This is a genomic window from Pantoea sp. ICBG 985 (assembly GCF_002928365.1).
In the GTDB taxonomy this organism is placed as follows: domain Bacteria; phylum Pseudomonadota; class Gammaproteobacteria; order Enterobacterales; family Enterobacteriaceae; genus Pantoea; species Pantoea dispersa.
This window is the reverse complement of the sequence record NZ_POWM01000006.1, coordinates 16,674-30,464: the sequence shown is the minus strand read 5'-3', so window position 1 is coordinate 30,464 and position 13,791 is coordinate 16,674. Positions and strand designations below refer to the sequence as shown.

Here is a 13,791-nt window from a genome sequence, read left to right as displayed (position 1 = left end):
GCGCTCTCGTAAACTCGCGTTACTTTTTTAAGGCAAGGAAACAACATGAAAAAAATTATTCCCTCACTGCTGGCGCTGTCGCTGGTAGCCGCCTTCTCCGCGCAGGCCGCCACGCCGAAAGATACGCTGGTGATTGCGCAGTCTACGGATGATGCGGACAGCTTTGATCCGGCCCAGGGCTTTGAACTGACCACGGTGCAAGCGTTCACTAACATTTATCAGCGCCTGGTGCAGTCCGATCCGGCCAATCCGACCGATCTTAAGCCAACGCTGGCCACGTCATGGCAGCCGGGCAGCGATAACCGCAGCCTGACGTTTGCGCTGCGCAAAGACGCGAAATTCGCCAGCGGTAACCCGCTGCGCCCGGAAGATGTCATCTTCTCGCTGGGCCGCGTGGTGAAACTCAACCTCGATCCGTCCTTTATTCTGACCCAGCTCGGCTGGAACAAAGACAACGTTGACAGCTTCCTGAAAAAGGTCGATGAAGACCACGTGCAGATTAGCTGGAGCGCCAACGTCAGCCCGGCCTATGTGCTGAGCCTGCTGTCCGCGCCGGTCTCCTCGATCGTTGATGAAAAAACCGCGCAGGCCAACGCCAAAAACGGTGATTTCGGCCATGCGTGGCTCGGCACCCACTCGGCCGGCAGCGGCCCGTTCCAGATTCGTAAAGTGGTGCTGCATGAAGCGATACTGCTCAGCGCCAACCCGACCTCACCGGCCGGTGCACCGAAGCTGAAAAACATTCTGATCAAAAACGTGCCGGAGCCGGCAGCGCGCCGTCTGCTGCTGGAACAGGGCGATGTCGATATCGCGCGTAACCTCGGTGCTGACCAGATCGCTGCGCTGAAGGGCAAAGCCGGCGTGAAGACCGAAGCGATTCCGATGGCGTCGCTCTACTACATTCAGTTCAACGTCGGTGCCAATCCGGTACTGAAGAACCCGGCGCTGTGGGAAGCGGCACGTTACCTCTTCGACTACAAAGGTATCGCCAATGACCTGCTGAAAGGCCAGTTTGAAGTGCACCAGACCTTCCTGCCGAAGGGTTTCCTCGGTGCGCTGAACGACACGCCTTACAGCTACGATCCGGAGAAAGCCAAAGCGATTCTGCAAAAGGCCGGCCTGACCAACGTCAGCTTTAAGCTCTCTACCAGCAATCAGCCTCCGTACCTTGATATCGCGCAGGCGCTGCAGGGCAGCTTCGCCAAAGGCGGCGTGAAGGTGGAAGTGCAGCCGGGCTTAAGCTCTGAAGTCTCCACCCGCGTGAAGGCGCATCAGTATGAAGCTACGCTCAACGCCTGGGGCGCGGATTACTTCGACCCGAACACCAACGCCGCCTCCTTCGCATACAACCCGGAAGATGGCAGCAAAACCATTGCTTACCGTTCAGACTGGCACATCCCGGAGCTGAGCAAACAGACGCTGGCGGCGACGGCCGAAGCCGACAGCAATAAGCGCGTTGCGCTTTATCAGGCGATGCAGCGCGAAGTGCTGAAGAACTCGCCGTACGTGATTGGCCTGCAGGCGCGTAACCTGATTGCGCTGCGCGACAATCTGCAGGGCTATGTGCAGGGGATCAACCCGGACATGGTGTATTACGCGCAGGTTTCGAAGTAATGGCAGCGTCAGCGTCATCGGCCGGGTTCGCCCGGCCACTCTGGCAGCGCTTCAGCCGCCTCGTCACCAGCCTGCTGTCGCTGCTGGTGACGCTGGTGGGTTTGTTAGCGTTTACTTTCATGCTGTCGCACCTGTCGCCAGTCGACCCGGTGCAGCAAATCGCCGGCGATCACGCCAGCGAAGCCACCTATGCTCAGGTGCGTCACGATCTTGGGCTGGATCAGCCGGTGCTGGTGCAGTTCTGGCGCTATATCAGCCAGCTGGCGCAGGGCAATCTCGGCCTGTCGCATCTCACCAATCAGCCGGTCAGCGCCGACCTGATGCGCACCTTCCCCGCCACGCTTGAGCTGGCGACCTGTTCGATGATTTTCGCTGCGGTGTTCGGCGTGACGCTCGCGCTGCTGGCAGCGTGGAAACCGGGCAGCGTCATTGATAACGTGGCGCGCTTTATCTCGCTGCTGGGCTACTCGGTGCCGGTGTTCTGGCTCGGCCTGCTGGGCCTGCTGCTGTTCTACGCCGTGCTGCACTGGTCCGCCGGTCCGGGCCAGCTGGATGATATCTGGATTTATACCCTTGAACCGAAGACCGGCTTTGTACTGATTGATAGCTGGCTCTCCGGCGATGCGGAAATGTTTCGCAACGCAATTGCGCATCTGTGGCTGCCGGTGGTGATTCTCGGCCTGCTGGCGATGGCAGGCATTACGCGCCTGCTGCGCGCGGCGCTGCTGGAAGAGAGCAGCAAAGAGTATGTGGTGCTGGCGCGCGCGAAAGGCGCTGGCCGGGCGCGCATTCTGCTGCGTCATATTTTCCCCAACGTGCTGGGCACGCTAATCACCGTTATCGCCCTCTCCTACGCCACGCTGCTGGAAGGGTCCGTGCTGACGGAAACCGTATTCGCCTGGCCGGGCGTCGGTCGCTATATGACCAACGCGCTGTTTTCCGCGGATGTTCCGGCGATTCTCGGCGCTACGTTGCTGATTGGCAGCTGCTTTATCCTGCTCAATGCCGTGGCCGACGCCCTCACCTGGTTAACCGATCCGAGAACCCGATGACTCAACAACTTCATGAACTGGAAACCGTGCGTCCGCGCCGGCGCCGGGCGCGTATCACTTCGCTGACCATCGGCCTGACGCTGGTGATCGTGCTGGTGGCCATGGCGCTGCTGGCACCGCTGCTGGCGCCGTTTGATCCTAACGCGCAGGTGATTGAACAGCGTCTGCTGGCGCCGTCGGCGCTGCACTGGTTCGGCACCGACGGCTTCGGCCGCGATTTATTGTCGCGCGTGATTTACGGCGCACGTCCGACGCTGCTGCTGGTGTCGCTGATTCTGGTGCTGACTATCCCGGTTGGCCTGTTAGTCGGCATCACCGCCGGCTACGTCGGCGGCTGGACCGAACGCGTGCTGATGCGCATCACCGATATTTTCCTGTCGCTGCCCAACCTGGTGATTGCGCTGGCGCTGGTGGCGATGCTGGGTCCGGGCCTGATGAACGGCGCGCTGGCGCTGGCGCTCACCAGCTGGCCGCCGTTTGCCCGGCAGGCACGCGCGGAAACCCTGGCATTGCGCCGCAGCGATTACCTCGCCGCCGCGCGCATGCAGGGTATTACCGGCCTGCGCCTGATGTTTGGCCACATTCTGCCGCTCTGCCTGCCGACCGCCGTGGTGCGTGCCGCGCTGAGCCTCGGCGGGATTATTCTTTCTGCCGCCGGGCTGGGCTTCCTTGGCATGGGCGTACAGCCGCCAACCGCCGAATGGGGCTCAATGGTGGCAGAAGGCAGTAAAGTGATTTTCGACCAATGGTGGGTGGCGGCAGCGCCCGGCGCAGCCATTCTGTTCGCCAGCCTGGCGTTTAACCTGACAGGCGACGGCCTGCGTGACCGACTGGATACCCGCCATGCCAAATGATCTGTTAATTGATGCGCAGGGGCTGACGATTCGCAGCCACGACGCGCTGCTGGTGGATAACATCAGCTTTACCCTTGGCCGCGAACGCGTGGCGCTGGTCGGTGAATCCGGCTCGGGCAAATCCCTGACCGCGCGTGCGCTGATGGGCCTGCTGTCGCCCGCGCTGCAGCTGCAGGCTGACCGGCTGCAGGTGGCGGGCGCAGACGCCCTGCACCTGCGCGAGCGCGACTGGATTGGCCTGCGCGGCGGCAAAGTGGCGATGGTCATGCAGGATCCGAAATACGCGCTCAACCCGACGCGCACCATTGGCTGGCAGGTTGAAGAGCCGCTGGTGCTGCACCGCAAGCTGAGCCGTGCCGAGCGCAAAGAGAAAGTGTGCGAGATGCTGGACGCGGTGGGCCTGCCCGAGCCGCGCCAGCTGATGAAGCGCTATCCGCATCAGCTCTCCGGCGGCATGGGCCAGCGCGTGATGCTGGCGATCGCGCTGATTACCGATCCCGATCTGCTGATTGCCGATGAGCCAACCTCGGCGCTCGATCACGCCATGCGCGATCAGGTGCTGGCGCTGATTCGTCGCCTGGTGGAGCAGCGCAACATGGGCCTGCTACTGATCAGTCACGATCTGCAACAGGTCTCCGAGCACTGTCAGCGGGTGATGGTGATGTATAAAGGCCGCCTGCTGGACACCCTGCCGGCGGCGCAGCTGTCGGACGCCAGCCATCCTTATACCCGCACGCTGTGGGCCTGCCGTCCGGGTAAAGCGACGCATGGCGAACGCCTGCCGGTGCTGGATCGCGCGGCGCTGGAGAAGATGCATGATTGAATTAGCCAACCTGAGCGTCTCGCACAAACAGGGTTATGAACTGCGCACCGTGGTGCACGATGTGAACCTGCAGGTGGCGGCCGGCGAGTGTTTCGGTCTGGTGGGGCCTTCCGGCTGCGGTAAATCGTCGCTGCTGTGGGTGATGGCCGGACTGAATCCGCACTGGCGCGGCCAGATGACGCTGGCGAATACCGCCGTGCAGCCGGGCAAACCCTTTACCGGCCAGCTGCGGCGCGATGTGCAGATGGTGTTTCAGGATCCCTACGCTTCGCTGCATCCGCGCCACCGGCTGCGCCGCACGCTGGCGGAACCGCTTAAGCTGCTGCGACGCGATAACATCGACGATCGCATCAACGCGGGCTTCCGCCATGTCGGGCTGGATCCGGCGCTGGCGGATCGCTATCCGCATCAGCTGTCCGGCGGACAGCGTCAGCGCGTGGCCATCGTGCGCGCCCTGCTGCTGGAGCCTAAGATCCTGCTGCTGGATGAGCCGACGTCGGCGCTGGATATGTCGGTGCAGGCCGAGATCCTGAATCTGCTTAACGATCTGAAACAGAATGATGGCCTGACGATGGTGCTGGTCAGCCACGATCCTGACGTGATCGATCATATGTGCGATCGCGCCGCGCGCATGGCGCAGGGCCGGATTGTTGGTTAGCATGGCATGAGCGCAACGCGGCGCGGTTTATCCCGAAGGTAGATTGCGCCGCTGCCCAACAGCCATTCAGTCATCTAAAGGAACACCGTATGACGGTAAAATTACGTCCGCTGGAGCGGGAAGATCTGCACTTTGTCCATCAGCTGGATAACAATGCCAGCGTAATGCGCTACTGGTTTGAAGAGCCGTACGAAGCGTTTGTGGAGCTTTCTGACCTGTATGATAAGCACATCCACGATCAGACCGAGCGGCGCTTTGTGGTGGAACACGACGGGCAAAAAGCCGGGCTGGTCGAGCTGGTGGAGATCAACCACGTGCATCGCCGGGCGGAGTTTCAGATCATCATCGACCCGGCGCATCAGGGCAAGGGCTTAGCCAGCAGAGCGGCAAAGCTGGCGATGGATTACGGCTTTTCGGTGCTCAATCTCTACAAGCTGTATCTGATTGTCGATCAGGAGAACGAGAAGGCGATTCATATCTACACCAAGCTCGGTTTCGAGGTGGAAGGCGTGCTGAAGCACGAGTTTTTCATCAACGGCGAGTACCGCAACACCATCCGCATGTGCATTTTCCAGCAGCAGTACCTGGCACAGCATAAATCCGGTAATGCGATGGTGAAACCTACCGCGCAATAATAACCATCGGCACGAACCGTAGCGGCGCAATTTATTGCGCGTATTTAACTAAGCGCGATAAATCGCGCCGCTACGCATCCGTGCAAATTAACCGCCGCGCGCGCCGACCACGTTGAGATGCGGCTGCGGGTGCGCTGGCTTCAGGTCATACATGCCGCCATAAAACGGATCGACCACCAGCCAGCCGGGGAAACCGAGCAGCGGAATATTGCCCAGCACGTACCACAGGTTGGCACTGGCCTCGATGGGCAGCGTCAGCGGCACATAGCCCGGACTCTCCAGCATCACCTGATAATGTTTCTTACCGAAATAGGTGCCATTGGATTTCGCCAGATCCACCGTCTGCGGCGTATAGCCCTGCGCCACCGCGCGGCCGGTTTCATCCTGCACGGTGAAACGCGCGCCCTGCGGCACAGAGTCAATTTTTACCGGTTGCGTTTCGGTGCCAACAATGGTGGCACAGCCGCTCAGCAGCAGCGCACAGGCGGGAAGAAGATGTCGCAGGTTCATAGCAGGTCCGCTTCAGAATCAGAAAGGACAGTCTAAACTGCCATCTCTGCCTTTTCACCCGCCTCAATCGCGCTATCAGTGGCGCTTTTCTGCGCTTTATTACGGTTGACAACAGGCGGCAATCGCCGCGATATCCTGCGGCGTGGTGCGGCAGCAGCCGCCAATCAGCCGTGCGCCCGCCTGTTGCCACTCGGGGAACTTATCGTGCAGCGTGCAGCCAGACGGCGCCGAGTGCCAGCTTTTGCTGACCGCATCATACTGCTCGCCGGAGTTAGGATAGACCAGCAGCGGCTTGTCCGTCAGCGCCTGTAGCGTTTGCAGCGCCGGCGTCACGCTCTCCAGCGCCACGCAGTTGAGGCCGACAGCGACAACCTGCGGCGCGGCATTGATGACTTCCGCCACCTTACTCAGCGGCGTACCGTCACTCAGGTGTTGCGCATCGCGCAGCGTGAAGGAGAACCACGCGCTGCTGTGCGGAAACTCCGCCAGCAGGCTAATCAGCGCCTGAATTTCACCAAACGACGGCAGCGTTTCACACGCCAGCAAATCCACGCCCGCCTCCAGCAGCGCCGCCACGCGCGGACGGTGGAAATCTTTCATTTCAGCAGCCGGCAAGGCGTAGTCGCCACGATATTCCGCGCCGTTGGCCAGATAAGCGCCGTAAGGACCGACCGATCCGGCCACCAGCAGCGGTGCCTGGCTGCCTGTGGCGGCACGATAATCGTCGCGCGCCCGCTGGGCCAGCGCCACGCTCTGGCGGATCAGCGCGCTGGCCTGGCCGCTATCCAGTCCGCGGGCGGCAAAGCCCAGCGGCGTTGCCTGATAGCTGGCGGTGATCGCCACGTTAGCGCCGGCGGCGAAGTAGTCATAGTGCACCTGATAAATCAGCTCGGGATTTTCCATCAGCACTTTGGCCGACCACAGCGTATCGGCCAGATTGCAGCCGCGCGCTTCCAGCTCTGTCGCCAGCGCGCCATCCAGAATCAGGGTATCAGTGTGAGTCAGGGCCGCAGCGATGGGGTTACGCGACATCATCGGTCTCCTTAGCGTTGAAAGCGTGTTGGCGTTTTTGCGTCAGATAATAAGCAGCGTAGCAGAACAGTACAAAAGGAATGCCGCACCATAGCGCGATGCGCTGTGACGGGTCAAAGGCCAGCCCGATGCACGCCAGCAGACACAGGGTAAATCCGAGGATCGGCACCAGCGGATAGAACGGCGCGCGGTACGCCAGCTGCTGCGGCGCATTGCCCGCCTGCAGATAGCGCCGACGGAACATGTAGTGTGAGGCGCAAATGCTCAGCCACACCGCCACCACGGCAAAGCCGGAAATCGCTGACAGTGCCACAAACACCGTATCCGGGGCGATCACGCTGGAAAACAGCGCCAGCAGGCCGCCGAGCATACTGACGGTGATGGCCAGCTGCGGAATGCCGCGCCGGTTGACCCGGGCAAAGCAGCGCGGCAGCGTGTTTTCATTGGCCAGCGACCACAGCATCCGTCCCGAGGCGTACAGTCCGGAATTCGCCGCTGACAGGATCGCGGTGAGGATCACGAAGTTGAAAATATCCGCCGCGTACGGGATGCCGATCTTTTCGAACACCAGTACAAACGGACTTTTAACGATGCCCGCCTGATCCATCGGGATCAGCGCGGCCAGCACAAACACCGTGCCGATAAAGAAGATGATCAGGCGCGCCACGGTGGTGCGAATCGCCAGCGGCAGCGCTTTCTGCGGCTGCTCGGTTTCACCCGCCGCAATGCCGATCAGCTCGGTCCCGGAGAAGGCAAAATTCACCGCCACCATGGTCATCAGAATCGGCAGCGTACCGTGCGGCAGCCAGCCGGAAGCGGTCAGGTTATGTAATCCCGGCGCCGCGCTGCCGTCTTTCATCGGGATGAACCCCAGCATCGCCGCCGCGCCCAGCACGATAAAGGCAATGATGGTGATCACTTTAATGATGGAGAACCAGAACTCTCCTTCGGCAAAGAAGCGCGTCGAGACACTATTCAGCAGATAAATGGCGACACAGAACACCAGGCACCACAGCCACACCGGCACCGTCGGGAACCAGTACTGCATGCAGAAACCGGCGGCGGTCAGGCTGGAGCCGAGCGCCACCGTCCAGGTGAGCCAGTAGAGCCAGGCCACGGTGTAACCGGTCGCCGGACTGAGGTAGCGCGCGGCGTAGACGTGAAACGCGCCGGTTTCCGGCATCGCTACCGCCAGCTCGCCAAGACACACCATCACCAGCCATACCACCAGCGCACCAATCAGATAGGCCAGCAGCGTGCCCGCTGCGCCGGTGGTGGAGATGATGTAGCCGGTGTTGAAAAACAGCCCGGTGCCAATCACGCCGCCGAGCGACAGCATCACCAGATGCCGCACCTTCATGCTGCGCTTGAAGTTTGCCTGCGAAGGCGTCGGTTCAGTTTGCATTGTTTATATCCATATGGACGTCTAAACTTCTATATGGACACAGAGTTATACGCATCCGCGCGGCAATTTGCAACGTGGGAAAGGGTAAGGATTGGGAAAGCGTGTGCGGCCCCGCCGCGACGGGGCACACCAGTCAGGCGCCGAAGACGCCCTGCAGATAACGCTCCAGCGCCATGCGCGAGCTAAAACCGTGGGGAATACCGTAGTGCTCCTGCGAATCCCCCATCAGGTAGAGAGGGAACTGCGTGTAGTGGTCGCAGGTTTTCATCTCTGATGCGGGTTCAGCGAAGTGCTGACTTTTTTCTTTCAGGGTGGGATGAATGATCAACGCTGTGCGCCCCATGCGGGCTTCGCGATTCACATAGACATAGTTTTCGCCACGGCGATAACCATAAGTTTTGGGTGTCAGGACGTCCATTTCGAATCCTGCTTTTTCCAGTACGCGCGCTACCTCATCCGGACGTAAATACATGCTTGCTCCTCTCTTCTCACAGCCCCGCAACCTTACATCAGCACGACAGCACAGGACATTCGGAATTTCCCTAAAGCCTGGCACACGGCTGCGTTTAGTCACGTTTCGTCTACACTTAGTATTACGTTTTAAGTCAAAGGGAGCGAAAAATGTTTAATCGAACCAGCAAAAACGATGACATTGATATCAATCAGGATGTAAACGAACTGGCCGATTCGCTGGAAGCCTTACTGAAATCTTATGGCAGCGAAGCCAAAGATGAAGTGGATAGCGCACGCAGCCAGGCGCAGGCCCTGCTGAAACAGACGCGCGCTAAACTCAACGGCAGTGGCAACCGCGTGACTCAGGCCGCGCGCGATGCGGGTTATCAGGTGGATGCTTACGTGCATGACAAACCGTGGTACGGCGTGGGCGTCGGTGCCGCCGTCGGTCTGGTGCTGGGCGCACTGCTGATGTCACGCCGCTAAATCGCTAAAAATCATCAGGAGCCTCGCGCATGCGGGGCTTTTTTTTGCGCGTCACTCCGCATTAGCGTGCCGATGCGGTTGCTGTCAGGCTGGTTAAAATTGCCGCAAAACCCTTTACAAAAATTTTTTCCCTGCGCCAGGGCGCACCATCGCTGGCATTCGCCCTAATCCGACTGCTTAAATCACAAAACCCTATATCTGGTGGGCTTGACCACCAATACCACTACATCTAGTATTCAACACATCAACTCACTACCAGATGTCAGCAGGGACGACGTTCGCAGCAAAAGGGTTTTTGCTTCGTATCTCGCAACCTGACCACAACCAGAGGGAAATACGAATCATGCGCATTATTATTTACACTAAGAGCCAGTGTGTCCAGTGTGACGCCACCAAAAATGCCATGGATCGCAGTGGCATCGACTATCAGCTGATTAACCTCGATAGCCAGCCGGAAGCCATCGATCAGCTCAAATCGCTTGGCTATCGCCAGGTGCCCGTGGTGATGACGCACAACGACCACTGGAGCGGCTTCCGTCCCGACAAAATCGCCGGCCTGCGCCAGCTCGCTGCCGTCGGGGGATAAAGCGATGTTTCCACTGGTCTATTTTTCCAGCCAGTCGGAAAACACGCACCGGTTTATCACCCGTCTCGGCCTGCCTGCGCGGCGTATTCCGCTCGACGCCACGCAGCGCCTGCACATCGACCAGCCCTATATTTTAGTGGTGCCGAGCTACGGCGGCGGCAGCGCGCGTGGCGCAGTGCCGAAACAGGTGATTCAGTTCCTTAATGATGACGCCAACCGGCGCGGTATTCGCGGTGTGATCGCTGCGGGCAATCGCAACTTTGGCGCGGGCTTCTGCCTGGCCGGCGACATCATTGCGCAGAAATGTCAGGTTCCCTATCTCTACCGCTTTGAGCTGATGGGAACCGCCGACGATATTGCCCATGTTAAAGCGGGAGTGACCCAATTTTGGCAACGACAGACACCCTGAACAGCACACAGCTGGACTACCACGCGCTCAACGCGATGCTGAACCTGTATGACGCCGATGGCCGCATCCAGTTCAGCAAAGATCATGAAGCCACACGCCAGTTCTTCCTGCAGCACGTCCAGCCCAACAGCGTGCCATTCGACTCGCACGGCGAGCGTCTGCGCTATCTGGTGGCCGAAGGCTATTATGAAGCCGGGGTGCTGAACCAGTACGATTTCGCCTTCCTGTGCCAGCTGCACGAAGAGGCTGACGCCTGGGGCTTCCGTTTTCACACCTTCCTCGGTGCGTGGAAGTTTTATACCAGCTACACGCTAAAAACCTTCGACGGCAAACGCTATCTGGAAACCTTTGAGCAGCGCGCCTGCATGGTGGCGCTGACGCTGGCGCGCGGCAATGAAACGCTGGCGCGGGAACTGCTGGCCGAGATGCTGAGCGGTCGCTTCCAGCCGGCTACGCCGACCTTCCTCAACTGCGGTAAACAGCAGCGCGGCGAGCTGGTCTCCTGCTTCCTGCTGCGCATTGAAGACAATATGGAGTCGATTGGCCGCGCGGTGAATTCGGCGCTGCAGTTATCGAAGCGCGGTGGCGGCGTGGCGTTTCTGCTCTCCAACCTGCGTGAATCCGGCGCGCCGATCAAGCGCATTGAAAATCAGTCGTCCGGCGTAATTCCGGTGATGAAGATGCTGGAAGATGCATTCTCCTACGCCAATCAGCTTGGTGCGCGTCAGGGCGCGGGCGCGGTGTGGCTGAATGCGCACCATCCGGATATCCTGCGCTTCCTCGATACCAAACGTGAAAACGCTGACGAGAAGATCCGCATCAAAACGCTGTCGCTCGGCGTGGTGATTCCGGATATCACCTTCCAGCTGGCCAAAGAGAACCGCGATATGGCGCTGTTTTCGCCTTACGACGTTGAGCGTATTTATGGCAAGGCGTTTGCTGATATCAGCATCAGCGAGCACTACGAGGCGATGCTGGCCGACGATCGTATCCGTAAAACCTTCATCAAGCCGCGCGACTTCTTCCAGACGCTGGCGGAAATTCAGTTTGAGTCCGGCTATCCCTACATCATGTATGAGGACAGCGTGAACCGCAGCAACCCGATTGCCGGTCGGATCAACATGAGTAACCTGTGTTCGGAGATCCTGCAGGTTAACAGCGCCAGCGAGTATCACGACGACCTGAGCTATCGCCGCGTCGGCAAAGATATCTCCTGTAACCTCGGCTCCCTGAATATCGCCCACGCCATGGATTCGCGTAATCTGGCGCAAACCGTGGAAGTGGCGGTGCGCGCGCTGACGGCGGTTTCCGAGATGAGTGACATCACCTCCGTGCCGTCGGTGGCGGAAGGCAATCGCCGTTCGCACGCTATCGGTCTCGGGCAGATGAACCTGCACGGCTACCTGGCGCGTGAAGGCATGGCTTACGGTTCGCCAGAGGCGCTGGATTTCACCAACCTCTATTTCTACTGCGTGACGTATCACGCCCTGCGCACCTCCAACCTGCTGGCGCAGGAGCGCGGCACGAGTTTTGACGGCTTTGCGCAGTCGCAGTACGCCAGCGGTGCCTATTTCGACAAATATACCCAACACAGCTGGCAGCCGCGCACTGCCCGGGTGGCGCAGATTTTTGCCGATGCCGGCATCGCCCTGCCCGACCAGGCGGACTGGCAGGCGCTGCGTGCGTCGGTAATGCAGCACGGTTTGTATAACCAGAACCTGCAGGCGATTCCGCCGACCGGTTCCATCTCTTACATCAACCACGCCACGTCGAGCATCCACCCGATTGTGTCGCGCATTGAGATCCGTAAAGAGGGCAAAACCGGCCGCGTGTATTACCCGGCTCCGTTTATGACCAATGACAACCTTGAGCTGTATCAGGATGCCTACCAGATTGGTCCCGAAGCGATTATTGATACTTACGCCGAAGCCACCCGGCACGTCGACCAGGGCCTGTCGCTGACGCTGTTTTTCCGCGATGACGTCACGACGCGCGATATCAACAAAGCGCAGATCTACGCCTGGAAGAAAGGCATCAAAACCCTCTATTACATTCGACTGCGTCAGATGGCGCTACAAGGCACGGAGGTACAGGGCTGCGTTTCCTGTGCACTGTGATGATGACTATGCAACTTAAACAGATTCAGGCGATTAACTGGAACCGCATTCAGGACGAGAAAGATCTCGAAGTGTGGAACCGTCTTACCAGCAACTTCTGGCTGCCGGAGAAGGTGCCGCTGTCCAACGATCTGCCGGCATGGCAGTCGCTCGACCCGCAGCAGCAGCAGCTGACGATTCGGGTGTTTACCGGTCTGACGCTGCTCGACACCATTCAGAACGTCATTGGCGCACCGGGACTGATGGAAGATGCGCTGACGCCGCACGAAGAGGCGGTGCTGTCGAACATCAGCTTTATGGAAGCGGTTCACGCGCGCTCTTACAGTTCGATCTTCTCCACGCTGTGTAACACCGCCGACGTGGATGCCGCCTACCGCTGGAGTGAGGAGAATGCCGCCCTGCAGAACAAGGCGAAAATCGTGCTGGATCACTACCGCGCCAGCGATCCGCTGAAGAAGAAAATCGCCAGCGTCTTTCTGGAGTCGTTCCTGTTTTACTCCGGCTTCTGGCTGCCGATGTACTGGTCAAGCCGCGGCAAGCTGACCAATACCGCCGATCTGATTCGGCTGATTATCCGTGATGAAGCGGTACACGGTTATTACATCGGCTATAAGTACCAGAAAGCGCTGGAAACCGTTGACGACGCGCGCCGCGCTGAGCTGCAACAGTTCGCCATCGATTTACTGCTGGCGCTGTATGAAAACGAGGTGGTGTACACCGAAGCGCTGTATGCCGACGTGGGCTGGGCCGAAGAGGTGAAAACCTTCCTGCATTACAATGCCAACAAGGCGCTGATGAACCTGGGTTACGAAGCGCTGTTCCCGGCTGAGCTGACGGCGGTGAATCCGGCGATTCTGTCGGCGCTGTCGCCCAACGCCGATGAAAACCACGATTTCTTTTCGGGTTCCGGTTCATCCTATGTGATGGGCAAAGCGGTTGAAACCGAAGACGAGGACTGGAATTTTTAGTCGCGTGCGGTGCGCGGTAAAGGGTGCGCATTTGCACTGTAAGCGGTGCGCATCAATGCGCACCCTACGGTTGGGTTAATCATGCCCTACGGCAGTTATGTTGATGCATCAGTAGGGTCGGCATTTATGCCGACCGGAACCCGCCCCAGCGGTTAGGTTGATGATACATCCACAGGGTCGGCATTCATG

The 13,791-nt window shown here is 59.4% G+C and carries 15 protein-coding genes; 11 read left to right on the top strand and 4 right to left on the bottom strand.

Annotated elements, in window-relative coordinates:
* Positions 1 to 45 precede the first annotated feature (45 nt).
* The 6 genes from C1Y42_RS17835 to speG all read left to right on the top strand — a co-directional run bounded on the left by C1Y42_RS17835 (position 46) and on the right by speG (position 5,636).
* On the top strand, positions 46 to 1,614 hold the full coding sequence (locus tag C1Y42_RS17835) for an ABC transporter substrate-binding protein (protein ID WP_058776471.1): 1,569 nt from the start codon (positions 46 to 48) through the stop codon (positions 1,612 to 1,614).
* Positions 1,614 to 2,666, top strand: coding sequence for an ABC transporter permease (locus C1Y42_RS17830; protein ID WP_104094049.1), 1,053 nt, complete (start codon positions 1,614 to 1,616; stop codon positions 2,664 to 2,666). The genes C1Y42_RS17835 and C1Y42_RS17830 overlap by 1 nt, the downstream gene beginning before the upstream one ends.
* Complete coding sequence (locus C1Y42_RS17825; RefSeq protein ID WP_031279350.1) at positions 2,663 to 3,520, top strand: ABC transporter permease; 858 nt, start codon at positions 2,663 to 2,665, stop codon at positions 3,518 to 3,520. Before C1Y42_RS17830 ends, C1Y42_RS17825 begins: the two co-directional genes overlap by 4 nt.
* Positions 3,510 to 4,343 (top strand): ABC transporter ATP-binding protein, encoded by an 834-nt coding sequence (locus C1Y42_RS17820; RefSeq protein WP_088515750.1) that lies wholly within the window; start codon positions 3,510 to 3,512, stop codon positions 4,341 to 4,343. The genes C1Y42_RS17825 and C1Y42_RS17820 overlap by 11 nt, the downstream gene beginning before the upstream one ends.
* The gene (locus C1Y42_RS17815) at positions 4,336 to 5,001 is read left to right on the top strand and encodes an ABC transporter ATP-binding protein (protein WP_021506479.1); all 666 of its coding nucleotides are present in this window, start codon (positions 4,336 to 4,338) and stop codon (positions 4,999 to 5,001) included. Before C1Y42_RS17820 ends, C1Y42_RS17815 begins: the two co-directional genes overlap by 8 nt.
* Before the next feature lie 89 nt (positions 5,002 to 5,090).
* Positions 5,091 to 5,636, top strand: coding sequence for a spermidine N1-acetyltransferase (gene speG, locus C1Y42_RS17810; protein WP_021506478.1), 546 nt, complete (start codon positions 5,091 to 5,093; stop codon positions 5,634 to 5,636).
* An 87-nt stretch (positions 5,637 to 5,723) separates the two neighbouring features.
* Here the strand turns inward: speG and C1Y42_RS17805 are convergent, their stop codons facing one another.
* From C1Y42_RS17805 to C1Y42_RS17790, 4 genes are all read right to left on the bottom strand, one after another.
* Entirely contained in the window at positions 5,724 to 6,146 is a 423-nt protein-coding gene (locus tag C1Y42_RS17805) for a hypothetical protein (RefSeq protein ID WP_058758247.1), read from the bottom strand.
* A gap of 99 nt (positions 6,147 to 6,245) precedes the next feature.
* Positions 6,246 to 7,178 (bottom strand): homocysteine S-methyltransferase, encoded by a 933-nt coding sequence (mmuM, locus tag C1Y42_RS17800; protein ID WP_104094048.1) that lies wholly within the window; start codon positions 7,176 to 7,178, stop codon positions 6,246 to 6,248.
* On the bottom strand, positions 7,168 to 8,583 hold the full coding sequence (gene mmuP, locus C1Y42_RS17795; RefSeq protein WP_058776476.1) for an S-methylmethionine permease: 1,416 nt from the start codon (positions 8,581 to 8,583) through the stop codon (positions 7,168 to 7,170). Before mmuP ends, mmuM begins: the two co-directional genes overlap by 11 nt.
* 133 nt (positions 8,584 to 8,716) lie before the next feature.
* Positions 8,717 to 9,055, bottom strand: coding sequence for a DUF2002 family protein (locus C1Y42_RS17790; protein ID WP_021506475.1), 339 nt, complete (start codon positions 9,053 to 9,055; stop codon positions 8,717 to 8,719).
* Positions 9,056 to 9,204: 149 nt separating this feature from the next.
* Between C1Y42_RS17790 and C1Y42_RS17785 the strand changes: the two genes are divergently transcribed.
* The 5 genes from C1Y42_RS17785 (at position 9,205) to nrdF (ending at position 13,602) form a co-directional block, all read left to right on the top strand.
* A complete protein-coding gene (locus C1Y42_RS17785) occupies positions 9,205 to 9,522 on the top strand; it encodes a DUF883 family protein (RefSeq protein ID WP_021506474.1) in 318 nt (105 codons plus the stop codon).
* Positions 9,523 to 9,865: 343 nt separating this feature from the next.
* Positions 9,866 to 10,108 (top strand): glutaredoxin-like protein NrdH, encoded by a 243-nt coding sequence (gene nrdH, locus C1Y42_RS17780; RefSeq protein WP_021506473.1) that lies wholly within the window; start codon positions 9,866 to 9,868, stop codon positions 10,106 to 10,108.
* A 4-nt stretch (positions 10,109 to 10,112) separates the two neighbouring features.
* Positions 10,113 to 10,517: a class Ib ribonucleoside-diphosphate reductase assembly flavoprotein NrdI gene (nrdI, locus tag C1Y42_RS17775; RefSeq protein WP_021506472.1), complete on the top strand. Its 405-nt coding sequence runs from the start codon at positions 10,113 to 10,115 to the stop codon at positions 10,515 to 10,517.
* On the top strand, positions 10,496 to 12,634 hold the full coding sequence (gene nrdE, locus C1Y42_RS17770) for a class 1b ribonucleoside-diphosphate reductase subunit alpha (RefSeq protein WP_021506471.1): 2,139 nt from the start codon (positions 10,496 to 10,498) through the stop codon (positions 12,632 to 12,634). Before nrdI ends, nrdE begins: the two co-directional genes overlap by 22 nt.
* An 8-nt stretch (positions 12,635 to 12,642) precedes the next feature.
* Positions 12,643 to 13,602, top strand: coding sequence for a class 1b ribonucleoside-diphosphate reductase subunit beta (gene nrdF / locus C1Y42_RS17765; protein ID WP_031279347.1), 960 nt, complete (start codon positions 12,643 to 12,645; stop codon positions 13,600 to 13,602).
* Positions 13,603 to 13,791 lie beyond the last annotated feature (189 nt).